The 24,197-nt window shown below is 55.4% G+C and carries 20 protein-coding genes; 4 read left to right on the forward strand and 16 right to left on the reverse strand.

What is annotated here, in order from left to right:
• Window position 1: 1 nt before the first annotated feature.
• From GEOB_RS19555 to GEOB_RS18735, 13 genes are all read right to left on the reverse strand, one after another.
• The gene (locus GEOB_RS19555) at window positions 2-2,752 is read right to left on the reverse strand and encodes a response regulator receiver (CheY-like) modulated diguanylate cyclase/phosphodiesterase (GGDEF and EAL domains) with PAS/PAC sensor(s) (RefSeq protein ID WP_012648810.1); all 2,751 of its coding nucleotides are present in this window, start codon (window positions 2,750-2,752) and stop codon (window positions 2-4) included.
• Entirely contained in the window at window positions 2,737-5,742 is a 3,006-nt protein-coding gene (locus GEOB_RS18685) for a baseplate J/gp47 family protein (protein WP_012648811.1), read from the reverse strand. Before GEOB_RS18685 ends, GEOB_RS19555 begins: the two co-directional genes overlap by 16 nt.
• Window positions 5,732-6,133 (reverse strand): GPW/gp25 family protein, encoded by a 402-nt coding sequence (locus tag GEOB_RS18690; RefSeq protein ID WP_230198990.1) that lies wholly within the window; start codon window positions 6,131-6,133, stop codon window positions 5,732-5,734. Before GEOB_RS18690 ends, GEOB_RS18685 begins: the two co-directional genes overlap by 11 nt.
• Window positions 6,134-6,235: 102 nt before the next feature.
• Window positions 6,236-6,517, reverse strand: coding sequence for a PAAR domain-containing protein (locus GEOB_RS18695; protein ID WP_012648813.1), 282 nt, complete (start codon window positions 6,515-6,517; stop codon window positions 6,236-6,238).
• 9 nt (window positions 6,518-6,526) lie between these two features.
• The gene (gene vgrG, locus GEOB_RS18700) at window positions 6,527-8,245 is read right to left on the reverse strand and encodes a type VI secretion system tip protein VgrG (RefSeq protein WP_012648814.1); all 1,719 of its coding nucleotides are present in this window, start codon (window positions 8,243-8,245) and stop codon (window positions 6,527-6,529) included.
• 74 nt (window positions 8,246-8,319) lie between these two features.
• A complete protein-coding gene (locus GEOB_RS18705) occupies window positions 8,320-8,988 on the reverse strand; it encodes a CIS tube protein (RefSeq protein ID WP_012648815.1) in 669 nt (222 codons plus the stop codon).
• A gap of 3 nt (window positions 8,989-8,991) precedes the next feature.
• Window positions 8,992-9,153, reverse strand: a complete 162-nt coding sequence (locus tag GEOB_RS20360; protein ID WP_012648816.1) for a DUF5908 family protein — start codon at window positions 9,151-9,153, stop codon at window positions 8,992-8,994.
• Between the two features lies 1 nt (window position 9,154).
• Complete coding sequence (locus GEOB_RS18710; RefSeq protein ID WP_012648817.1) at window positions 9,155-9,601, reverse strand: phage tail protein; 447 nt, start codon at window positions 9,599-9,601, stop codon at window positions 9,155-9,157.
• Window positions 9,601-10,041 (reverse strand): phage tail protein, encoded by a 441-nt coding sequence (locus tag GEOB_RS18715; RefSeq protein WP_012648818.1) that lies wholly within the window; start codon window positions 10,039-10,041, stop codon window positions 9,601-9,603. The genes GEOB_RS18710 and GEOB_RS18715 overlap by 1 nt, the downstream gene beginning before the upstream one ends.
• Before the next feature lie 56 nt (window positions 10,042-10,097).
• Window positions 10,098-12,035, reverse strand: a complete 1,938-nt coding sequence (locus GEOB_RS18720; RefSeq protein ID WP_012648819.1) for a phage tail sheath family protein — start codon at window positions 12,033-12,035, stop codon at window positions 10,098-10,100.
• A 10-nt stretch (window positions 12,036-12,045) separates the two neighbouring features.
• A complete protein-coding gene (locus GEOB_RS18725) occupies window positions 12,046-13,059 on the reverse strand; it encodes a Smr /MutS2 protein (protein ID WP_012648820.1) in 1,014 nt (337 codons plus the stop codon).
• Window positions 13,056-13,625: a DUF4255 domain-containing protein gene (locus GEOB_RS18730; protein ID WP_012648821.1), complete on the reverse strand. Its 570-nt coding sequence runs from the start codon at window positions 13,623-13,625 to the stop codon at window positions 13,056-13,058. Before GEOB_RS18730 ends, GEOB_RS18725 begins: the two co-directional genes overlap by 4 nt.
• Window positions 13,626-13,808: 183 nt before the next feature.
• On the reverse strand, window positions 13,809-14,936 hold the full coding sequence (locus GEOB_RS18735) for an alpha/beta hydrolase family protein (RefSeq protein WP_012648822.1): 1,128 nt from the start codon (window positions 14,934-14,936) through the stop codon (window positions 13,809-13,811).
• Between the two features lie 128 nt (window positions 14,937-15,064).
• On the opposite strand from GEOB_RS18735, the gene GEOB_RS18740 reads away from it, so the two are divergent.
• Window positions 15,065-16,036 (forward strand): ATP-dependent 6-phosphofructokinase, encoded by a 972-nt coding sequence (locus GEOB_RS18740; protein ID WP_012648823.1) that lies wholly within the window; start codon window positions 15,065-15,067, stop codon window positions 16,034-16,036.
• Between the two features lie 62 nt (window positions 16,037-16,098).
• On the opposite strand, the gene GEOB_RS18745 is transcribed toward GEOB_RS18740, so the two are convergent.
• Window positions 16,099-17,742: an aspartate:alanine exchanger family transporter gene (locus GEOB_RS18745; RefSeq protein ID WP_012648824.1), complete on the reverse strand. Its 1,644-nt coding sequence runs from the start codon at window positions 17,740-17,742 to the stop codon at window positions 16,099-16,101.
• A gap of 197 nt (window positions 17,743-17,939) precedes the next feature.
• Here GEOB_RS18745 and GEOB_RS18750 point away from each other — a divergent pair, with 197 nt between their 5' ends.
• Genes GEOB_RS18750 through GEOB_RS18760 form a run of 3 tightly spaced genes read left to right on the forward strand, consistent with a single transcriptional unit; the run spans window position 17,940 to window position 20,254 of the window.
• On the forward strand, window positions 17,940-18,281 hold the full coding sequence (locus tag GEOB_RS18750; protein ID WP_012648825.1) for a YtxH domain-containing protein: 342 nt from the start codon (window positions 17,940-17,942) through the stop codon (window positions 18,279-18,281).
• Window positions 18,282-18,327: 46 nt separating this feature from the next.
• Window positions 18,328-18,795 carry a DUF2844 domain-containing protein gene (locus tag GEOB_RS18755; protein ID WP_012648826.1) on the forward strand — a complete coding sequence of 156 codons (468 nt, stop codon included), beginning with the start codon at window positions 18,328-18,330 and terminating at the stop codon, window positions 18,793-18,795.
• Entirely contained in the window at window positions 18,782-20,254 is a 1,473-nt protein-coding gene (locus tag GEOB_RS18760; RefSeq protein WP_012648827.1) for a DUF3443 family protein, read from the forward strand. Before GEOB_RS18755 ends, GEOB_RS18760 begins: the two co-directional genes overlap by 14 nt.
• A gap of 74 nt (window positions 20,255-20,328) precedes the next feature.
• Here the strand turns inward: GEOB_RS18760 and GEOB_RS18765 are convergent, their stop codons facing one another.
• Window positions 20,329-20,895 carry a phage tail family protein gene (locus tag GEOB_RS18765; protein WP_012648828.1) on the reverse strand — a complete coding sequence of 189 codons (567 nt, stop codon included), beginning with the start codon at window positions 20,893-20,895 and terminating at the stop codon, window positions 20,329-20,331.
• A gap of 90 nt (window positions 20,896-20,985) precedes the next feature.
• Entirely contained in the window at window positions 20,986-24,066 is a 3,081-nt protein-coding gene (locus GEOB_RS18770) for an efflux RND transporter permease subunit (RefSeq protein WP_012648829.1), read from the reverse strand.
• Window positions 24,067-24,197: the final 131 nt, after the last annotated feature.

The following is a 24,197-nucleotide window of genomic DNA, read 5'->3' on the forward strand; positions in this document are numbered from 1 at the left end:
CTTATTCGCTCTTTTTGCCTAGACTCGTATGATCTAATATGAATTTCCCTTCGCGCGCTCCTTTTGCACAACCGGTCAGGGTTGCAGTCGGATAGACGTTTTTGACGGCAAACAGGGTGCAGAAAAACCTGAGTAATTTGCTTCTTCGGTCCGATTCTTCCGCACCCGATTTAACGCCTATCCAATCCTGATACACTTCCTGCAAAAGCTCCATATCCTCGCGGCTGATCCAGCAGATTTTCGGCAGTATGTGCGCCGGGGTCTCCTGCCTGATTACCTGTTCGGCATAGCGCCTGAAATGCATGTCGCCGAAGCGGCGCCCGTACGCCGGCAGGATCACGTGGAGCCGGTACGAGTAGGGATCGAGGGATGCAACATCGTCGCCGGCTGATAACCGGTTTATTCGAAGGAAAGGGTCATCGCTTCCATCCTGGGGGCGCAGAAGGATATTCTCGACCACATACATTCCTTCTCCGCCATAGTTGGCAGTCATGATGTCAATCAATTCGTCAATAGCCTGTTCCATTTCCTGTTTCCTGCCAAACGACTGTTTCCTGACGGCAACCACTTTCCTGTGCTCGTCGACGATCTTGAAGCAGTGCTTCCCGTCGGTGGTGATGCTGCGCACATAGGCAGCGGGGATCTGAGCGAAATGCACCGCACGCATCATCTCCTGCCGCGCCTTCTCCTCGGTCACGAAATTCCTGCTGCTGCTGAGCAGTATTCCCTTCGTTGCACTCCTGCGAATTCGAAAACGGAACTCGTCTCCAGGGGTGGCGTCGATTTCCGGGTAGATATCGTATGGAACGCTTTCGGCAAGATTTCTGCGGGCAAAATTGCGAATGCCAAGAAGCCGTGCCACGCGTCTCTCGAATCCGGAAACATTTTTGCTGTCCCACCGGGATCTTGGATGGCTTAACGTGTAGTTGTAGGCAAGCCCCCTGTCGCTGCTTATCCTCGGGTAATCTTTAAGGAATTCGCATTTATACCTGAGAATGGAGAGACTGCTCGCTCCGAAATCGGAATACATGAGATGTGCGAATTCGGTGAAACGCTCTGCGAAGCGCGCGATGAGATGGTCGAGAAAACGGCTTCTCCTGTCGATGTTAACGCCCTCATCCTCGAATCTGCTCTGGAGAGCAATATTTATGAGATGCTGAAGGTGGTCCTCCTCACCCATGCCACCTCTTACGAAACGTGCAGCGGCCTTCTCCGCATCGCGGACCGCACCTTCGTCCGCTGTTGTCCCACAAACAAAAGCGACTATCTTCCTTATTTTCTCTTTCTTGTCCTCTTCGCCGGAGGCTGTTTCCATAATGGTTCTTTTTATGGAGTAGAGGCGCTCGTGCTGTGCAAACGAGTCAACAACCTGGTGAAAATAAGTTGTCTGGACAGGGGGCTTGTTCGAAAAAAGCTCGCGGACCCGGCCCAGCTGTGCAAGATAGTCCGCCATCAGCTGGTCGAAAAAAAGGAGGTAACCCTTCAGCTGCAGCGCCAATGCCTTCCTTCTGTCATCGGCCTGGCTGCCGAGTCCGTATTCGCTGATCCCGTAGATCTGGGGAAAGTGGTTCTGAAACGAATAGTACGTAGAAGGATTTCTGAAATTTCCCAGCGGGACTTCCAGATCATCTTCCCGCTTCGTCTCCACCAGCAAGATCGCCCCTTTCCGAAGTTCAGCGAGTCTTGCACGTACGGCATCCTCGGATGGAGCTACCCGCACGCCGCGCCGATGAAAAACAAAGCGATTTTTACCGAGAACCGGTTTTCTTCCCTGACTCACCTTAAGAATCCACTTGTTTCTCGCCGGCTCGACCTTCCCCTTCCGGACCCTGTTGACCAGTATCTCCTGAACCGCCCGGACAGCATCGACGTCCATTACAATGCTGATGATGTCGGAGAGACGGATCTCTCCCCGCAGAGCCCCGTTGGCAAGCTCGTAATCGTCGATGAAGCCGCAATCAAGCCTTGGCCCTTCGAATAGCTCGTCCACCATGAACCGACTGCCGTCAGGCTTTTTCTTTTCCAGCATCTCGCTTAAAGAGTAGTTTCTGACCGGCGGGTCGAAGTACTGTTCGACCAGGAAGAGGATTTTTGCCGCGACTTCGATCAGCGCAGCATCGGAAGTGTCGGGGGCAACCTGGATTTCGCAGCAGAGATTGAACTCTTCCGTCTCAACCTTCATTATGGAGACGAAATCCTCACAGAGATTTCTGTTCCCATGAAGCGTCTTTCTGACCAACTCCTCGGCTTCCTTCTGTTCCTGTGGATCGTTTGACTCGAAATCCACTAGTACATTGTAGAGACCCTGCACCGCCACCTCTCTCCCATGATGGGCCGGTTTGGAATGGGAGAGTTCACCCGCTGCAATGTCCGCATAATAGGTAACGGGACATTTCTCCAGCCATGCGTTCCTCACCCCTTTCAGATCAATCAGCAGCTTCCGGTAATCGAGCAGGGTAAGAGGTCTGTTCGGCAGAATAGTCCTGGCGGTGAAAAACTGCCCCTGCATGTTCTTCTCGTTATCAGCGGGCGCCGCCAGCAGATCCTTGACCGGAAGGGATGCACGGTAGGAAAGATCGGTAAGGGCGTAGGCAAGTAATTCAAGGATGGTAACACCAGGGTCATGGATGTTGTAGTCGGTCCAGATCCGGTGGGAAAGGCGCTGCACATGCTGAAGCCCGATCTCGAAAAGATGGCGATGATCGAACTTTTCTCCCGGTTTTCGTTTCGGTATGGTCACAGGAGAGAGCATTTCGGTACCTCGCCGATAGTATGTAAAGGGGCCGAGACCAGTATTGCATCGGGGCGGTCGGGACGCGCTTCGTCGATGTCGTCCATGGTTTTGTCTTCGGTGTAGGTGTACATCATGAAGTCGGTGACGAAATCGACGTACTCCACCTCTTCGATGAAATCGAGGATGACCGATTTGTATATTCTGCCCCCGAAGGAGAGCTCCCGACCATTGATGGTTGAAGACCCCCTATCGAAAGCCCAGGGCGAAAGAAACTCCAGCAACTTCGCGTTCAGGTCCTTGCTGTAGTAATTGAATTCAAACCCTTCCTTGAACTTCACCTTGAAATCGAGCTCCAGCTTCTGATAAGTGGGGCTTTTGACATGAATATTGACATGAGATGAGGTTCTTGCACGGAGACATGAGGCAATGCGGTCGAGGGTATCGGTATCCACCTTCGGCTCCAGCGGATCGGTGGTATTCCTGTTTCTCAGGTCCGGAACCACCACTATGAGGACATTTCCCGGGGTGAGCCATGAATTCTTATCCGCATGGGGAATGCATCTGGCCAAGTGGATATTCGGGAACGCCTCCAGCACGACCCGCTCATAGTCCCACGCGGTGATGCAGCGGTTCTTGTGCCGTAGCCGCTCGGCGACACGGGCATGGAAGTCGCCATCCCCCTCTTCAGGGGCGCCGCCGAACGTGGCGTAGGGCTGCATGACCCCTTTTACCGCGGCTATCGGCGTTTTCAGCTTGGTAATGGTTCCCGAAGGGAGCGGAGCGGCAAGGTGGGAGAGATCGTTGCCGTTGTCCCTGAAGGTCACTTCGACCGCATTCGCCGCCACCTCTACCATCTGGCAGGCCCCATCGGAATCCTTGCCCACTGTTCCCTTGATCCAGAGATGGTCCGAGGGAAGGATGGTGTTGCCAAGGCTGGCCGCCGATGGGATCACAAAAGTGATAATCCCGCTCCGGCGAAAATTGTTGGTAGAGTCGAGCAGCACCTCCGTCGGCCCCAGAGGTTTCCAATAGTTGTTACACAGAACGGACCACTTCAGGCTGGGGGAACTGGACTCCGGGTCGTTGCTCCCTTCGGCAACCTGGAAAAGCACGCTTACACTGTCTCCCCCGCGAAGGTTAGAGAAGCCGATGTACAGCTCCCCTTCGTTTGGATATTCCGGCAGAAGCGGCACCTTTATCTGCGCTTCGTCCAAAAAACCAGTCACGTTCCTGAGATAGCCATGCTCCCTGGCGACACCGAAACCGGTCAGGTGAAAAAACCGGATTTTTTCACTATGGTAGTCGCTCTCTTCAATTGAAGAGAGCTCAACCTTGCCGGAAGTGGCGGTATAGGAGAGGGTAATTTCCTCGATGGCTGGCGTATAAGGCTCTTTCGGAAGCTGCGGCTGTTCTAACTGGTCTTCGTCATTCGGCGAAGTCCCAGCCTGCGTTGTCTGCGCCAGGGCCATTGCTGCTGCGGTATACTTGTTTAAATATTGCGAATGCAGGAAATCTTGTTTGAGCGAGAAGGTTGCCAGTCCAGCCTTGCCGATGGCAAAATTCTTCAGGGCTGTTGCGTGTGCCTCGAAAAGAGACGCAGCGCTCTCAACCTCACTGGAGATGCCGGAAGTGTCAGATGCCGTAATTCGAGCGGTAAAGTAACTGTTGTTCTCCAAGCCGCTCTCACCATAGGCGTTATAGTGTTCGACCAGGTTATCCGGCACCCCCTTCCATTTGATTTGCAGATCGAGGGAAGTCACCGTTTTTTCTGCCGCTTCTGGCGAAACCACGGTAAATTTCGACCCGGATGTGGGCTGCGGCCCGAAGGGAAGAAAGGGTTTTTTGGGATCCGCCGCCCCCAGGTCCGTCTCAACATGAATGGTGCGGAGCCGGACTGGGGCTTCCTTTTCCTGAGACACCTGCCGCCCCACTTCCACGACGATCTCCGCCTCTTTCACCTTTATCCCTGCAAGTTTGCCATATTGAGGGCTATTCTTCTGCTTCAGGAGCACCTGAATGACCGGCGCCGGGGGAACGCAGGAAAATTGATGGAGTTTCCCATCGCAGTCCACCACTGCCTGTTCCGTAGCCGGAATCCCGATGTCCAATTCCAGCTCACTGCCGCTGCAGGCAATTTCGACTACATTTCCGGAGATCCACCCTTTTTCGCCAGTCAAGCGGACTTCGAAAATCTCGGCGAGGGAAGTATTCCCTTTCAGATTCTCCCCTCCGGTCAGGCTTAACTTCAAGATAATGCGGCGACTCCCCTCCTTCATCCGCAACACCGGAGCGGATAGGGCGAACCCTATTTGGGCTTCGGGCCAGCGGTCTGTGCCGAAGGGGGGCCATTTCGGCTCCGGCCCTTTAAATTCCCCTCCCACACCGTTCGAAGAATTCGCAACCGTGGCGCGTCTCACGATCCCGTCATTTCCGAGATGGACCCCCAGCAACGACGCTACTTTCGCGGCATTGATGACCGTATTTCTTGAAGGGGCATAAAGACGCTCCACCCCCTTCGCATCCTTCCCTGCTGAAAAGGAGTGTCCAGGCCCGATCTCCGTAGCAGGCATATTTTTTTTCAGCTCAAGCAGGAGATGCGCCTTGTCCCATTGGGGAGATTTTTTCTCGAAACGGAGGATATCCCGGTAGTAGAAGTCCAGGTGACGGCCGGTAAACCGATTCAATACCTCTTTCGGTATCTCGTAAAGCTTGAGGAATGAAAAAAAGAGCGCCAGGTGGGGCTCCATATCCCCCGAATCTGATCCGGGAAGGAGATCCGCTTCTTTTTCATCATAATCGAAAAAGCGGCTCCAGTTCCCCGAAGGAGCGGAGGGATCGAGGTCGTAGAAATCGATCACCTCGGCCAGCTTTTTTGCATGGAGGAGGAAGTCACGAGGATTTCGTTCGTCGACGTCGGCGAAGTGCACCGAGAGTTCGTCGGCGAGACGGCTACGCCGGTCCTGGCCCGGCGAATCCATCGAGTGAGGAGTGGTTGCTTTATCGGCCATCTGCTCTTCCGGTCCCGACGCTCGCGCCGGCTTCCCCTCGTGAACTGTCGATTGTTCCCCGCGCCTCTCCCCCCTCGGCCAGATAAAAGGGATAAACAAGGTTGTAGCGCGAGTTAGTTGCGCGGATCTCGTACTCCAGGTGAACTGCGATCACCCCTTGATACTGGGCGCTCGTATCGAGCACGACGGAAAGGAGGTTGATGCGAGCCTCGTAGATGAGTATGCCGATACGGATTCCATCAGCAATATAGGTCTTCATCGTCTCGCTCATCGGCTCGAAAAGCAGCTGACGCATGTCAAGACCGTACTTGGGGTTGAGAAAACGCTCTCCGGCAGTGGTTCCCAAAAGGATTCTCAGGCTTTCCTCGATATCCTTTTCCTCTGAGCTCATGTTTATCCTCCCTGCGGCAGCAGAGAACGAGGGGGGAAAGCTCCATCCGCTTCCGAGGAACGAGGTTATGCTCTCCTTAGGATTTCCCATGTCTCCTCCGGTTCATCCGATCTGGACCGTCGGCTCTCCAACTGCCGCCTTTGCGCCGCAGAGACAGGCGTCGGTCGCCCTTAGGGCCGGCTTGTTGCCGATAAGCACTGTCGTACTTCCGAAGGGAAAGGTGCTGACGGCCAGGGGATGCGCCTGGGAAACGGGGATTGTGCAGGAGTGCATGTCTCCGGCAACCGCCGCAGGCTTCCCGCCGATAAGGACAGTCGGGCTTCCGGGACCGGTGATGGTCCCGCCGTGGGTGGTAGTGTCGCCGACTCGTGCGGCTGCAGGCATAGGTCCTCCTCAATTGAGCTGCAAAAGGCTCCCCTTGACCTTGGTCACGGCGCTGCTGGAGAGCTCGGCTCCAGCGGTGCCTTCCAGCTTCAGTTCGGTCCCTCCCTTTGCTCCGAGTGAGGTTCCCGATTCGATCTTCATCTCCGTTCCCGCCTTGGCGGCGAAGGAAGTGCCCGATTCCAGCTTCACCTCGGTCCCCGCTTTCAGGGTGATCGCCTTACTGCTTTCCATGGTGATGCCGTCCTGGGTCATTTCGATTTTGTTGCCGTTCTGGTCGGAGATTTTTATCGCCTTATCTTCCTCGCTCAGGATGATCGAGTTTCCTCCGGGGGTCTCGAACTGCATGACTTTTTTTTCGTCGTTGAAGTAGAGCTTCATCTTAGAGCGGCTCTGGTAGACCTTTTCATGGTTATCGTCGGAACCCTGCAGCGGTGCGGCGTTTGCGCTGCTGTGCAGCATGCCCAGGATCACCGCCTGCCGCGGGTCATCGTTCAGGAAACCGAGGACCACCTCGTCATCCACCTCGGGCCTGAAAAAGAAACCGCGGTCATTTCCAGCATCCAGTGTGGCGACCCGCGCCCAGGTGCCGTCTTCTTCAGCACTTACCAGCGGCATCCTGACACGCACGCGGTGTTCTCCGTCCGGGTCCTCGTTGGACACCACTACGCCGATCTGCAGGCCGCTTACCGCCGGCAGAAGCGCAGCCGCTTTCGGAGCCGATACCGGCTGCTCCTCCGCAAACCATTTTTCCATACTTCCGAATTGGATATGGGTCTTCCACCCCTGCACCGTGTCGAAATCGTGCCGAACTCCGGTGACGAAGACTTTACCGCTGAAACGCCCTCCGACACCGTCGACCTCTACCGTATCCCCGGGGTTCACACTTCCGATTCCCTCGCACTTTATCCGCCCGCTTACCTTGCTCAGCTTCGATTTCAGCCACTGCGCATCGGCCCATGCCTGCGCCTCTTCCTCGGTAACCGCCGCAGATTGCAGCCGGTAGTGGTCGAGCCCTGCAACAGCTGCGAGATCATCGGTGGAAACATCCCCCGGAGCAAGTTGCCCCGGATCGGTGGCATCCTTTTCTGAGACTGCCTGCTGGGCCGGGTCCCAGGTAAAGCTCTTCACCGCAGGATATTGGAACCGCGAATCCATCTCGGCGTCCATCTCCAAGATGGTGGCCCCATACAGCAGTGTACAGACCGGCGTGCCACCGAGCTTCGGCGTTGCGACCTTCACTTTTTTGTCGTTCGCGAAGACCGCTCTACCGCATGCATCTGCCCGGGAGACGATAAAATCCCAGTCGGTCGAATCATACTGCACCTGTTGCTTGTGGGTGACCGATGTGGACTCCACGTCGGCATCGACGGAAGCGGCATCAAGAAGGGCTGTGATAATGTCACTGTCGGTCTGGTCGAAAAAATAGGCGCTTTTCCGTCCGATGGTCATCTTGCTGGCCTGGTGGCGGCACTCGACCACGAGCTGCGATGGGCTGCGGTCGCGGATCTTGATACTCTGCCGTACCACTGTTCCATTAAAAAGAGATACCTCGTCGCTGCCACTGCCTGCAACGATTTCAACCTCCCCGCCGGGCAGGAAGAGACTATCATCGGCCAGGGGGAACTTACCGGACGAGGCGGAGCCGTCCAGGTAGACGAGTTGCGCAGACGACAGCCGGTTCACCATCTTCGTTATGGACAACCCAAGGAGATGGTGCTCGCGGTTCACCGCCGTACCGTCCACCTTTATGGTGAACTCGCGGTGGGTGGCTGAAATGGGTAACGTTCTCTGTGCAGGAATGGCTATTTCTCCAGCGGCGGAAAGAACACCTTAGTTCCGGGAACAAGTTTCCGGAAGTTGTCGAGGCCGTTCACCACGGCTACCTGAAGGTAGTAACCGGGATCACCGTATATTTCGTTGCACATGGACGGGAGGTTGTCGGCCACCCGCACGACACGCACATGTGTCAGGTCGGGAGACTCGTCCCGCGCGATAGCTTGGCGGGTGCGGTCATCCGAATTATCGGTAAAGGTGGCGGTAATGATCGCCCTCAAAGGAATGCCGCTCGGCTGGAACATCTTATAGGCGATGGAGGCGCTCTTGAGTACGCACCTCTTCACCTGCAGCTTACCCCACACTACCTTAAGGTAATGCGGACGGTGGATTGTCCCGTCATAGCCGGTAACCGTCTGGAACTCCTCTATTTTCTGCTGGACATCGATCTTTTTCCCGTTGGCTCCGGTGCCGTCGATGAAAAAGGTCAGCGACATATCCCCCGGCTTCGCCTTCTTGAAATTCATTCTGCTGTTGGTGGTACCGGCACCCTGGGCGCTGTCGTACTCCATCTCGTACGAAAGCGTGATTTCGTTCGGATTCAGAAAGGACTCGAATGTTCCACAGGGGGAATCGGAATAATCGGGCTCGCGGAAGGCCAGAATCAGCAGTTTTTCAAGAGCTCCCATGTCCGCCATCGGCTATCGCTCCCCTTTCCGTGCAAGAATATCGAGCACCCGCTCCACGCACTCATTCACAACCGACTGTTTATCTTCGGTCGATGAGGGGGGAGCGGCGCTCCCCCCTGAAGCATCGTTGGTTACCTCTACGGAAATGACAACTTCATCGACTATGATCGGCATGCTATGATTTATCCATGGTGAAACGCTGGTAGTAAAGCTGGAGCGACTCGATGGAAACGGCGCTGTTCGAGGCATTGAGGTCGCCCAGCGACCATTTGGTCGGATACGCACCGACCAGGTGCCAGGTAAGGAGTGGCTGGTGCTGTTCGTTCAGCAGCTTGATGTCCACGCTCTTCGGCTCGATGTCCATATCCTCGATGCACCGCCGTACCCACTCCGTTATTTCCGAATTAACGAGGAGACCGCGCTTCAACACCAGCTCGGTATACCTCGCCCGTGTGGGGAACTTCTGCACGAAGCGGTTCTCTCCCCCCTCGGGCACCTCTTCGGTTGCCATTTCCATCGACAGTCCCGTCACCTCGGTGAACCGGACGTCGTTATCGTTGGACGGAAGCCCGAGGACCTCGACCTTGAAATGAAAGGCAACGGGGGGATAGTAGTTCGCCATCAGTCGTTTTGCACCTCGAGCCCTTCGTGAGCTATTTCGATCGACTCGATCGCCACTTCGTTGCCGCTTGCCTTGAGCTGCGGCCCCTCGACCTTCACCGGGAACGCCTTATGGACCTTCCAGACCATGACCGGGTCATGGTTCTCGTTCAGAAGGCTGATGGTGAGGTCCCGCCGCTCGACGGTGTTGAGCTTGACTGTGCTGAGCCAGGCAAAAAAATCGTTGTCGCTCTTCACGACCCCCCGCTTCAGGGTGATGTTGCTGAATTTTCGGAGTCCCGGCATCTTGATTGAGGAGTACTCGGGAAACGACCCGTCACGATACTCGATCGCCTGGTTCTCCTGGGTAAGGCCGGTAACTTCCGAAAACCCGATGCGCTTGCCCCCCCATTCGACCCTGAAATGAAATACGGGAAGCGGATAATCTGCTGTAATGGCCATGGTCTTGATTCCTTTTCTATTGGATTCGGAAAATCATTATCGATCGATGTCCCAGGCTATGACGTCTGCAACTTGTGGGAGAACTTGAGTACGATGAACTCGGCCGGGCGGACGACGGCCATGCCGATCTCCACATTCATCCGCCCTTCGAGTATGTCCTGGGAATTCATCGTCGTCCCCAGGCCGCACCTGACGAAAAACGCCTCCTTGGGGGTCGCCCCGGCAAGCGCTCCGTCGCGCCATTTCTGCATGAGGTAGTTCTCGATCATGCCCCGCACCTTCACCCATGTGTTGGCATCGTTCGGCTCGAACACCGCCCAATAGGTGGATTTCTTCACCGACTCCTCCACCATGTTGAAAAACCTTCTGACCGAGATGTAACGCCATTCGTTGTCGTTACCGGCGAGGGTGCGCGCCCCCCAGACCAGCGTCCCTTTTCCGGAGAACGCCCTGATGGCATTTATCGACTTCCCGGCATTCGTATCAATATTCAGGTTGTCGGTCTCGTCGGCATCGAACTGGTAGATCGGCCCCACGACACCTGCGAGGCTTACGTTGGCCGGAGCTTTCCAGACCCCCCTGGCGTTGTCCACGGCGGCACATACCCCGGCAATCGCTCCGCTCGGAGGAACAGTGGTTGCCGTTTCGTTGATCCCCTTGAGGATCTTCCGGTATAGGGGAAAGCTCTCATAGAGGGATGTTTCATAGGTGCTGGCGTAATTAGAAGCACTCATGACGATGCCCATTACCGTCTCGCGGATAATTGCGAAGTTCTTTGCCACGTTCGGAAAGATCGCATCGCACTTCGCCTCGTCGGTCGTTGCCTCACCGGGGATGATCGACGACTTGCCCGGTGAGGAAGAGGAAAAGATCCCTCCCCATTCGGTTGCTGCAGGATCGGGATCTACGCCCCAGCTGGCAATGTATTCATCGCTGGCGACGGATTCGTCGAGCTCCTTTTCGTTCGCTATCAGCTCCTCGTATGCCTTCTTGAGCCTCCCCTCTATCGCATCCTTTATATCCTTCCTTAGTCTCTCTCCCTTCACCCCGGAGGTCACATCGAGAAGTTTTTCGGCTAAATCAGGGATCCTGAAGATGAACTCGAAGATATCCCCCATCTTGCCGAGCCCCTTGTTGTTCTTGTATGCAGCCACCAGATCCTGGTACCCTTGGTTGATGCTCTTGGAAGTGCCGAGCAGGTCTTTCATCTTCGCATCTACCGTCGATATGTCTTCAAGCGCCGTTTCGACCAGCTTGACAAGGTCCTTTATCCCCTTGTCGGTCGTAAGTTGCTCGATGGAAGTTTTCGTCCCTCCGACATAGATGGCATCCCTGACATTGGCGTACGGGATATTCTTGCTCACACTGATGTTGAGCCAGGGAGTATAGGCGGCGCCGTATTTCAGGTTGTTGATCCCTATCTTGTCGCGGAATAAGGTTCCGTTCGGGTCGTCAAGGCGAGTTTCGAATATCCCGACCCGGTCCATCAGGTCCCCGCACTGCATGAGTGCCTGCTGCTGCACCTCTCCGAGAGCACCGGCATCGAGGGAGGCGGCATCGGGGAAAAGCAGCATCGTCGGCTCGTCGTACTTCTTGAGTTCCCGAACCCCCGCTATCAGCTTCTCTTTGCTCACATCCTCTTCATAGTTTCCGACGGAAACGATGTAGCATTTCCCCCCCCCGTTATCGAAGAAAAGCCTCAGGCTGTCGTAAAGGTAGAAGTTTCTGCTCTCGAAGTTGGCGCTGACAAAGTTGTAGCCTTCGTCGAGATTGACTTCCTTTGGAACTACGGCCGGAGCACCTCCGAAGTACATCTCGAAGTCGGGCAACGACTTTATCTTCGTCGGTACCATGCTTAGATCCTTGTCGGTGATCTTCGTCGCCCTTGCGGTGTACCCCACGAACGCAGGGACCGCGGTCTCGACTTCGGCCACCGACGGTGGAAACAGAGAAATCTCGTCGACATAAACATCCGGTGTTTTCAATGGTCTCATAGTCGGTTCCTCATCCTTTCGATATGTGGATGACGATCTTCCCGTCCGGCTTGTCGGCCGCAGGTAGCGGCAGCGACTTGATGAGCGTTTCGTCATTCCTGAGCAACTGCATTTTTCTCGTTCCTGCTTCAGCCCTAGGTATCGGTTTTTCCGATCTGAACAGGGCAACCCTCGCCTCCATGCCGCCGAGCCCCTTGTACCCTGGTGGCATTTCTTCGGGTCGTACCCTTTCGAAAGATGTCTTCGAATCTCCGTTGTTGCCGTTACCCTGCGCTTTCTCCTCGACCTTCACCTGATCCAGCTCTTCTTCCGAGTATCCCTTCGCCACCACGTAATATTCGAGGAACTCTTCCTTCCTCTCGAACGGGATGTTCAGCTGTATGGGGGCATCTTTGGACTGGTAAAAAGAGTCGTCTATCGCCACTTCGACGATTGCGAGCCCACCAGCCTGCAGCATCTCGGCATCACGGTAATACCAGGTCGTTGTTTCCGAGCCGGGAGCACCTTCATCAACCATAAAATGACGACCGGAATAGCCGTTCAATGTGAACCGGGCCTCGCGAAACTCCGCATTTGCAGCCATCTCTTCAGCCAGAATATGGCCGCTATCATCCCGCAAAACCAAGCTCAAAGGCCGGACCTCGCTTACAACCGAATGGGAAAGAAGGTCCCTGGTGACTGTTACCTCCCTTGCACTCTCGAATCTCTCCGGGAGGGAACCGTTCCGGTAGTAGAGGACCCGCTTGGGGGAAACATTGACATTTGTGAAATTCATGAAATACGGGTTGAGCAACACGAGCCGAAATCTCACCGTCGCGCCTGCCAGGGAGAAAAGAGGGTTGTTTCCGGCGTCCACCTCGTGAAGGAAGTACAGGACACCATTTTTCACCCTGGAGAGCACCCTCGCGTTCCGCAGGAGCTCCCGTGTATCTCCAAGCAGTACAAAGTCGATGTCGTTGCAGCTCTTTAAGTAGTAACCATGAGAGATCGCTACCGTGAAAAGAGTTCTGAAGGTAGTGATCATTGACTGTTCGTATCTCCCTGTATTTTCGTAACAGGAGGCTTCACGGTTTTTACCGCCCCATCCTGAATCGTTATCATCCTGACCTTATACAGGACAGAAGGAAGCTGTTTGGCGCCGATGAAACCCCATATCTGGTTGAGCTGCTCGTAGGAGGGAGATTGCAGCTCTACGCTCAGCTTCGCTATCTGTCTGTCAAGGGCAGGGTATTGTTCGGAAGTAAATGAAGGACGGGACTGAAAAAAGGAGATTATGTGGGAAATGGCTTTTAAAGCGACATCATAAACAGTGTAATTCGCGGCAAACAGGAGATAGATATTCAACTTCAGTTCCGGCTCCAGAACTACATGCTGATCACCTACCAGCCTGTGTTCCAGAGTCTGAGACTTTAGCACTCGCTCCTCTTCAATATTGATAATGCTGAGGCCAATCGTATCGCTGTCAATGGCATACTCACCCTTCCCATTGACTACAGGTCCCAGCTTGACCTTGGTAAAGCCTGTGCGGTCACTGGTTAGACTGTACGCGTTGATCTCGTCCGAGAGAAACTGAAGGGCAACATCGAGCACCAGTACCTCCAGAGAAAGCTGTGGAAGATTAATTGGCGGAAGTTTGTGTTGCTGGGTTCAGAACGACAACAGCATGGCCTGTTTTTTTATTTAAAATACAAAATATAGTTTGTTTCTTTAATTTAAGCAGCTTATTAACATAAAACTAACCGCCTGTCAAAACGATTTTTTATTATTTTCCTCTTATTGCCTCGATACCCGCAAAAGCCGTGACAGCGCTCTCCACAGCTTAATAGTGTCGCTAATACGTGGTTTTAAATTGACATGCATCAGGCCCTGGACCAGATAAAGGCTTCCCTGGCCGCGAGAGATATTCTCGGCAAGGGCGACGCTCTCCGTATAGGGAATGATATCATCATCATAGCCGTGAAGGATGATCATCTGCGCCTTCAGGCGGCCCATATCGTAACCGGCGATATTCAGCCGTGTGATCTCCTGGCGGATGGAGAGCGGCAACCGACCGATGAGGGCCGTCACCCTGGTCCGGTCCCTGTTCTCGATGAAATTGAAGAAATTTCGCCCCTCAGGTGACAGCCCATCTGCCAAGTCGCCAACGGCGGCACCCGGATCATCAAGCTTTCTGGCAGCCATCCTGGCAAAGAGTTGGCGATCTGTGGCCAAACTGAGCCGCCTGATGTTGCTCAGGACAAATACCCATTTGCCATAGTGATTGGGTTCCCGGTACTGCCATGTACCCTCCTTCTGAAAATAGCCGGTGGTAAAGAAGGTGAGCACCCGGACCAGGTCGTAATAACCGCCGATGGTCATGATGAATCGTACCCGTTGGGCAATGAGAGGATCGAGTGCCGCGAGTACGGCCGGTCCGCAGGCATAGCTGATGCCACAAAGACCGGCACGCCCGTTTGGCGCCAAATCCTGCTGCGTGGCCAGCCAATAAAAACACCGCGTCACATCTTCAGTGTCCCTGGAACCGATCTGCAGCGAACGGAATCCCTGCAGGTCCGGCACCAGCACGGCAAAACGTGCACGGGCCATGCTCATGGCCAAAGCCTGCAGTCGCGGGTCGTCCTTGCCTTTCTCCGCAGCCCCCGGAAGCAGCAACATCGCCGCCAGCGGCTTTTGACCGGCAAGGTACAGGTCGGCATGATAACGTACTCCTTTTACTTGAAAATTCCTTGCCAAACGCCGTGGCTCGGCTGCATCCCCACTTGGGGCTTCCTTTGCTCCGGCAGCAATATCCACCAATAGTTTTGCCGCCTCGTAATCTCTTACCGGATTACAGCCGGTCAGAGCCATGGCCATGACAATGATGGGCAATATATGCCCGATGCTGACAGGTCTTGAATTCATCCTGTTCCTCCAGGTAAAGGTTTTCCGGCTAATGCTCGCTCACATTCGGCGAAAAATCTTGCTGCCACACCTATGCTTATCCCGATTCTGATATAAAATTACTGAAAATCAACCGTGTGGAGGGAACCATGAAACGTATTGCCGTACTCACCAGCGGCGGCGACGCCCCTGGCATGAACGCCGCCATTCGTGCCATCGTCAGGACGGGACTTGACAAGGGTTGGGAGATGTTTGGCGTTCATAACGGCTATGCCGGCTTGATCAGCGGCGAGATAATGCCATTGGGCGCGCGGGATGTGGGAGGCATCATCCAGAAGGGTGGCACCATGCTCGGTAGCGCCCGCTGCCGCGAATTCGAGACCGAGGAAGGTCGCCGGAAAGCCTTGACCCAGATGGAGCAGCAGGGAATCGGCGGCCTGATCGTCATTGGCGGAAACGGCTCCCAGACCGGCGCCTATGAGCTGTCCCGGATGGGGTTCCCGGTGGTGGGAGTCGCCTCGACCATCGACAACGATCTTTACGGTTCGGACATTACCATCGGCGTCCAGACCGCCATGGATGTGGCACTTGAAGCAATCGACCGGCTCAAGGTTACCGCCTCCTCCCACCATCGGGCTTTTCTTCTTGAGGTCATGGGGCGCAAATGCGGATACCTGGCATTGATGGCAGGCATTGCCGGCGGCGCCGAGGCGATCATGATCCCCGAACAGAAGACCGACCCGGAGGTTGTTGCTGCCGATCTGCGAGCTGCCTATGACAACGGCAAGGCCCATGCCATTATCGTTGTTGCCGAAGGTGCACAGAACAACGCCGACGGCATGGCCCAGTACTTTCAGATCCATCGGGAACGGCTCGGTTTCGAGCTCAGGGTTACCAAGCTCGGCCATGTGCAACGGGGGGGCTCGCCGGGCTCCTTCGACCGCATCCTCGGCACCCAGCTCGGTGCAGCCGCCACCGAAAGTCTGGAGAAAGGCAACAAGGGGGTCCTGATGGGGATGATTAAGGGAGAAATCACCGCCACTCCGCTTGATGTGGTGGTCGAGAACAAAAAAGACCTTGACTTGCGTTTGCTGGAATTGGCAAAAGTCCTGGCAAAATGACCGGAACCGGGCGAGACGGCAACGCCGCAGACCACCCCCGCAGTAGTTTTACAACAGCCTGTTCACTCCAGCACTGCCAGCAGCACCTGAACGCAGATAATCTTGTAGATGGTCGCCGCCGGGTAGACCGACGCAAAGCCGATGTTGGGCAGATCATTGCGGGTCTGATCCAGGGCATAGCCGAGAACCGCGGTCTGGGTCTGCATTCCCGCGATTATACCGATCAGAAGGGTCATGGGAATCTTCAGCAGGCGGTAGCCGATCCAGAGCGCTGCCAGTGAAGCAAGACAGGTCAGGATGATGCCGGTACCGAAGATCAGCACGCCACCACCCTTGGTGAAGGTGGAGAGAAAACTGTACCCGGCGCGGGTGCCTATGCCGGCCAGAAAGAGCACCATGCCGATCTGACGCAAGGTCATATTGGCGCTGTAGGGGAGGTTCCAGACCATCTTGCCGCTGTGGCCGATGGTCCCCAGGATCAGCGCCACCACCAGCGGCCCTCCGGCAAAACCGAACTTGAAGGTGATGCCGCCGGGAAGCGGGATCGGCAGAATGCCCAGCAGGAGCCCCAGTGCCAGGCCTCCGCTGAAGGTGAGGATATCCACCTCGCTGACGGCGCGATATGAATCCCCAAGGTATCTTGACACCGCCTTCATGTTGTCGTGGTGGGTCACCACCCTGACCCGGTCCCCCAGTTCCAGCACCAGATCGCCATTGGGCAGAAAGTCGTCATCGCCGCGCCGAACCCTGGTGATGACCGCGCCGAACCTCTTGCGCAGGTTGAGATCCTTGAGGCGGCGCCCTGCCACCTCCGGGCTGGAGACGAAAATACGGCGAAAATCGAATTCGCTTCGGTCCAGATCGATCTCTTCCACGCTCTTTTCCCCCAGGTAGGCGGCGGCCCGCTCTATCTCCCCGGAAGAACCGACCACGGTGATCAGGTCTCCTACGGCCAGCTTTTCTTCCATGGTTGCCAATTGAAACTGGCCGGCTCGTTTCACCCGTCCGAAGATCACGTCCCACCCCTGCTCCCGACGCAGGTCCTCCAATGGCTTGGCGCAACAGACGGGAGCCCGGGTCACGCGAATGGTGAAATTTCGCAACGGTTCGGTGGGTGCGCCCAGATCGCGCAGCTGCTTGGCCTCGCTGGCGAAATTGATCCGCCACAGGCGCTGGGCCAGGCTGATGGCAAGGACGGTGCCGATGACCCCCATGGGATAGGTGATGGAGTAGCCGACAACCGGCTCGGCCAGAAGATCTTCAAGGCCACTGCCCGAGTAGTTGTGCTTAAGCGTATCGAGAATCGCCGCCAAAGCCGGCGTACTGGTCAGGCTTCCGGCAAACATCCCTGCTGCGATCGTCGACTTGAGGTGCAGTAATTTGCCTGCCACCGCCGCCACTGCGGCACAGACCGTCAGAACACCGATCACCAGCAGGTTGTAGCGAAGTCCCTGACGCTTGAATGACGCCATGAAGGTGGGGCCGCCGCTCAGGCCGATGGCATAGATGAACAGGCTCAATCCCAGCATGTAAATGACTTCCGGCAGTTTCATGGCGGGATCGAGGGAACCAAAGGCCAGGCCGACGAAAAGCACTGCCGCCACGCCGAAGCTGCTGCCGCGTATTTTTATCCGCCCCAGTGGATAGCCGATTCCAGCCACGAGGAAAAGGAGCAACAGTGGATTATCGATGAGGATTTTGGTCATCTATGGCTTCCTTTAATTATTCTTAATAATTATAACCAATTCTGCCAAATATCCACCCCCCTGTCCTCCCCTATTCCATAAGGGGGACAGAGGGGGGGGTGAGTAGGGGAAACACCTTTTCTTTCCGTTTCATTTGCGCCGTCTATTTTTATGTTATAGTTAAAATTAAAATTTATAAATAAAAAGGAGACACAATTATGGCACAGAAAGATACCATGGCAGATGCTCTGATGCTCGTCGGTGGCGGTATTGTAGGCGCCGGGTTGGCCTTGTTGCTCGCTCCCAAGACAGGAAAGGATACCCGCAAGGACATTGTCCGCATGGCGAGAACCGTCGGCAGTAAAACGGACAAGGTCGTCCATGAGTTTGCCGACAATGTTTCCGAGCTGGCCGACACCATCGGCGAAAAGGCCTCCAGCATACTCAGCAGTGAAGTGGACTTGGCTCCGGAATCGAAAAAAGAGCTTTTGGCAGCCATAGAAAGGGGGCAGGTCAAGCTGGAGAAACAGCGGCAGAGACTGGCGCGGTTGATCGGCTGAGGTTAAGGGCAACAGCCCCACACATGACAACCGGAGGACGATTATCATGCCCAGTCACTTTTTTCTCTTGGGAGGAATTGTTTTCCTGGCGGCGCAATTCTTAGCTGTTCAGCCGGCAAATGCCGTTTTGGGGGAACCAGCCACTTCCATTGCATCGGATAAAGAGTCTCTCGGGGGCTTGCGGATTGCCAAGTCAGCCGGCGACGGCTTTGAGGTACAGGAGATACAGTCTGAAGCCACTTCGGTGCGGGAATACATCTCACCTGACGGAATTGTTTTTGCCATTGCCTGGAATGGCTTGGTCCATCCCGATCTTACCCATCTCCTCGGGTCCTACGCCTCTGAATATCAGCAGGCGTTGAAAGAGGTTCCCCGCAAGCCGGGGCGCCAAAGCCTGCAGGTAACCTCAAGCAGGGTCATCGTCGAAAAATGGGGCCATATGCGGAACCTGCAGGGACGCGCCTATGCACCTGATCTGTTGCCGGCGGGGGTGACCATCAATGAGATCCGATAACCTGCTCTTTCGCTCCATGCTGATGCTTATTCTCGCTCTGGCCATGGGTGGCTGCGGCGACAGCGGAAACAGCAACGCAGCACTAGCGCCGAAAGTTCTCCTCTCCATCGCCGTCACACCATCGGCGCATTCCCTGAGTACGGGACAGACCCAGCAGTTCTCAGCTACCGGCACCTTTTCCGACGGCACGTCCCAGGATCTCACTACTGCGGCCGCATGGTCATCCACAGATGCGGCTGTGGCAACAATAAACAACGCCGGTCTTGCCACAGCAGTCGCTGCCGGGTCTACGGCCATTACCGCAACATCCGGCGACGTCAAAGGCTCGACCACTCTCACTGTAACCTCCGCGGCCGGGGTAGCCGGGGCCACCGAGCGCAATGTCATGCCAGTCACCGTCAACGGCTCGCTCTGTTCGGCCAACTCCTATCCCAACAAACCGTGCGTCGCCGTTACGGTCTGCATCCCCGGCACTACCACCTGTACGACTATCAATGATATCCTGCTGGATACTGGAAGTTTCGGCTTGCGTCTTTTCAAGCAACCCTTGGGGCTCGAATTGCCCGCCGCACCAGGTGCCTCGGGTGAATTGGCCGAATGCATCCAATTTGCCGACGGCACCTCGGAGTGGGGTCCCATCCGCATGGCCAGCGTCACCCTCGGCAACGAGCCGGCAATCAATATCCCGATCCATGTCTTTGATACCTCCTTTGGCACACGTTCCACCGCCTGTCTCGATGCCGATCCCGATCCGGCTACAGCCGGGTTCAATGGCATACTCGGGGTCGGGCTGTTCCCGCAGGACTGCGGAAGCAGATGCGCCAACGCTGCCGCCAACGGCATGTATTTTTCCTGCAACGGCACTTCCTGCATCGGCACTACCGTGGCCGTTGCCGACCAGGTGAAGAATCCGGTCGCCTTCCTCCCCCAGGACAATAACGGCATACTCGTCCGGTTTCCCGCCGTTTCCGCAACAGGGGCACCGTCGGTAGACGGCAGTCTCATCTTCGGCATCGGCACTCAACCAAACAATACACCGACGGCAGTCAAGACCTTTGCCGTCAACCAGTTCGGGGAAATAACCACCGTCTTCAATGGAGTCTCGAACGGCAGCTTCATCGACAGCGGCTCCAATGGACTCTTTTTCCCCCAGCCGGCCCAGCCGCCGCTTCCCCCGTGCCCTTCCCCCTTTGCCGCCTGGTACTGTCCACCAGAGGAACTGCCCCTTTCCGCCACGGTCATTGCGGCGGCCGGCGTCCCGACGGCAGAGATCCCGTTCCGGGTCGGCAATTTCCTCAATCTCACCGCCACAGGAAACAGGGTTTTCAATAATATCGGCGGCCCCTCCCATGGCAACATCTTCGACTGGGGCTTCCCCTTCTTCCTGGGCAGGGATGTCTTCATCGGCATCGAAGGAAAAGGGACCAATCTAGGTAACGGACCCTTCTGGGCATTTTGAAACAGTCTCAATCCTGCTGCCGCACAGGGCCCGTTGATGGGCCCTGCGCGGAATTTTCAGAGTAGTTATCGAAATTATTCAATCACCACCTCAATCGACTTTACACCAGCAGTAAAACTTTCACCTTTATATGGACGAAGTAATCTCTTCTTGTATATCGGTTTCAAGTTGATCGTATTTACACCATCCCGCAGAACAATTTCTTGCTCCACAATTACATCATCAACCGGAAGCACAATCCTTAGCTTGTGTTTGCCCGGAGCCAGGGCAATCTGCTTACTGAATCGATATTTCCAGCCCGTTCCACTTTCCGGCACGTTGGAATCAATGGGTGATATTTTTTCCAAGACCGGCTCAGTCTCAAGCACTGTTGCCTGACCATCAATATTCAGATGAACGGTAAATGGAGGGTCGTTATGCTTGTTGTAAGACCATGGGAACCGTGAAGAAATACTTTTGACGGAAAATTTGATATCTGCAATAGCTTTACCCGACGGGACCTCCTTACCAAGCACGTCAGTAAAGACATCCTGTTTACTTCCAATCGAAGCCTTCGCAATCAGCCCCCGGCTGTTTGCACATCCGCTGATCAGTAAACTTGCAATCATGATCATGCATGCAAAATGCAATGCAGTTTTCATATTATGCGTCTCCTTGTAAAAATCGAGCTGTTAATCCGTTATTACCGATGTGCCCCTCTCCCCCCCGTGATGGGGAGAGGGGCACAGACATTACTTCTGTTGCTCTTTTCCGAACTTCAGATAGAGCGAGGGCAGTACCACCATATTCAGCACGGTCGAACTGAGCAGCCCCCCCAGAATTACGATGGCCAGCGGCGAAAGGATCTCGTTGCCCGGTTTGTCGGCGGCAATGGCAAATGGCACCAGTGCCAGACCGGCTGCCAGTGCGGTCATTATGACCGGTCTGAGACGCTCCATAGAGCCCTGCAGCACTGCTTCTTGCAAGGTTTTCCCATCTTGTTCCATCAGGTGTTTGTAGTGGGAAATCAGCAGAATGCCATTTCGTGTCGCTATGCCGAACAGGGTGATAAATCCCACCAGCGAAGCGACGCTAATGACCCTTGAGGTGAAATAGACGGCTATTATGCCGCCGATAAAGGCAAGCGGCAGGTTGACCATGACCAGGAATGCATCTCTGAAACAACGAAATTCAATATAGAGGATCAGGATTATGAAGAGCAGCGAAACGATACTCAGCAGGCCGATTGTCCTGGTTGCCTCTGCCTCGCTCTCAAACTGTCCGCCATACTCCACGTAGTACCCCTCCGGGAGCTTGACCTTCTGCTCGATGTTGCTGCGGACATCTTCGAAAACACTGCGCAGATCACGTCCTGCCACGTTTGCCTGAACGACGATCTTGCGTTGAGCATTCTCTCTGGTGATGGTATTCGGCCCCTTGGCGGAAACGACCCGAGCTACGGTGGACAGGGGAATCTTGACCCCGGTCGGGGTGTCGATCATGACGTTTTCGATGGAACCGGTACTATCGCGAGCCGCATCTGGAAACTTCACCACTACGTCGAACCCTCGATCTCCTTCCAGGGTACGGGTCACGGCCATGCCGGCGGTGGCAGCCTCCATTGCCTCCGCAACACCAGACATGGTGAGATCATACCGAGCCATCTGGGCACGGTCCGGAATGATCCTGACCTGGGGAATGTCCTTCTGCTGTTCAACCGACAGATCCGCCAGGCCCGTGACATCGGCAATGGCGCCCCTGATCTCTTCCGCTGTAATCCGCAACCGGTACAGCTCGGGACCATAGACCTTAATGGCGAGGTTAGCCATGGTGCCGGACAACATGTGGTCGATCCGGTGGCCGATAGGTTGGCCGAAGGTAATGGTAGCGGGCATTCCGGCCATTGACTTACGCACTTCCGCCATGACATCGCCAAGTTTGCGGTCCTTCATATCGAGCTTGGCCTCGATCTCCGTCATGCTCGCCGCCTTGCCGTGCTCATCCATATCACCCCGACCTGTTCTGCGGGCCGTTTTCTTGATGTTAGGGTGTGCCAGCAGCTTTTTTTCCACCTCCAGAGCAATGGCCGCCGACTGTTCCAATGAGGTTCCTGCCGACGTAACGATAACCACCGTCAGCGCCCCTTCGTTAAATGCGGGGAGAAAGGAGCGGCCTGTCATGGACAAAGGAATCATTGCCAAGACAAAGGCCGCCACTGATCCTGCAATCACGAGTTTCGGCCGGCTGATTGCCAGGTTGAGCATGGGGCGATAGAGGCGCTGCAACCAGCGAACTGCGGCACTTTCTTCCTCCCGCTCCAGGCATTTGGCCCGTGGCAACAGGTAGGAGCAGAGGGCCGGGGTAACCGTCAGGGCGACAATCAGCGATGCGCCGATTGAAACCATGTAGGATATTCCGAGCGGCCGCAACAGCCGGCCCTCAACGCCCGTGAGAAAGAAGAGGGGCATGAATACCATAAGAATGATCATGGTCGCATTGACAATGGATGCACGGATCTCCTTCGATGCCTCGAAAATCACCATGCGCGACGGGGATCTTGTGCTTTCCGGTTTCAGGCGATTTTCCTGCAAACGTCGAAAAACGTTTTCCACATCGATGATGGCATCGTCGACAATGACCCCGATGGCGATGGCCATTCCCCCAAGAGTCATGGTGTTAATGGAGATGTCGAAAATCCGCAGGGCAAAGATGGCAAACAGCAGCGACAGCGGCATGGCGGTAATAGAAATGAGGGTGGTCCGCACATTGCCCAGAAAAAGGAAAAGGATGACGATGACCAGCAGCGCCCCCTCGGTCAGAACCTTCTTGATGTTGTCTATGGCCCGCTCGATGAAATCTGACTGGCGAAATATATCGGTTTCCAGCTTCATACCGGCAGGCAGACTTTTCTGCAACTCAGCGAGTTTCCCTTCCAGGCGCTTGGTCAGTTCAAGAGTATTTGCGGTAGGATGCTTCTGAATCGAGATCACCACTCCGGGTTTGCCGTTGGCCGAGGCGTCCCCATACCTGAAAGCCGGGCCAATGGCAACCCGCGCCACATCCCTGACCAGAACCGGCACACCGCCCCTGGCAGTCACTACAACCTGCTCCAGATCGGCTGTGGTGCGGACTCTGCCCACGCCACGAATCATGTATTCCTGGCCGGTCTTCTTCATAACACCGGCGGCAAAGTTTTCATTAGCTCCTTTGAGCGCCGTGATTACTTGCCCCACCGTGACGCCGAAGGCTTGCAGACGTTGCGGATCAAGTACGGCCTGATACTGGCGGGTGTCACCGCCGATATTGGAAACCTGCGAGACCCCCGGTACCGCCAGAAGTCGCTTGCGGATAACGAAGTCGGCGGTTTCTTTCAATTCCATGGTGTTATGCTTGTCGCTGACAAGGGCCACGTGCATGATCTCCCCCATGATCGAGGAGATCGGGGCCAGTTGGGGGATCGCATCAGCAGGCAGAACACCGGCCAATGATTGCAGCTTTTCATTGACCACCTGGCGCGCCTTGTATATATCAGTTCCCCAGGTGAACTCGACCCAGACGGTGGAGAGACCGGCTACCGTATAGGAACGGACCCGGCGCACGCCGCTGGAGCCGTTGACAGCACTTTCAATCGGATAGGTGACAACCGACTCCACCTCTTCCGTAGCCATGCCATGGGCCTCGGTGATGATGGTAACCGTCGGCGCGGTCAGATCCGGCAGGACATCCACCGGCATCTTCATGGTTATATAAGTCCCGACCAGCAGCACCAGCAGTGACGCCACAACGACGATCAGCCGGTTCTCCAGGGCCAGGCGGATTACTTTATCGAGCATGTAATTCTCCTCGTATGTTAGTTTTTTCCAAGAAACGAGATTTTTTTGTCCTGGCAAGGCTGTCGAGGGTTGACGCGGAGGCGTAGTACCCAAAGGGCATAAACAGCGCTACGCCGCACAAGGAAACCCGA

It is taken from the genome of Geotalea daltonii FRC-32, assembly GCF_000022265.1.
GTDB classification, from domain to species: domain Bacteria; phylum Desulfobacterota; class Desulfuromonadia; order Geobacterales; family Geobacteraceae; genus Geotalea; species Geotalea daltonii.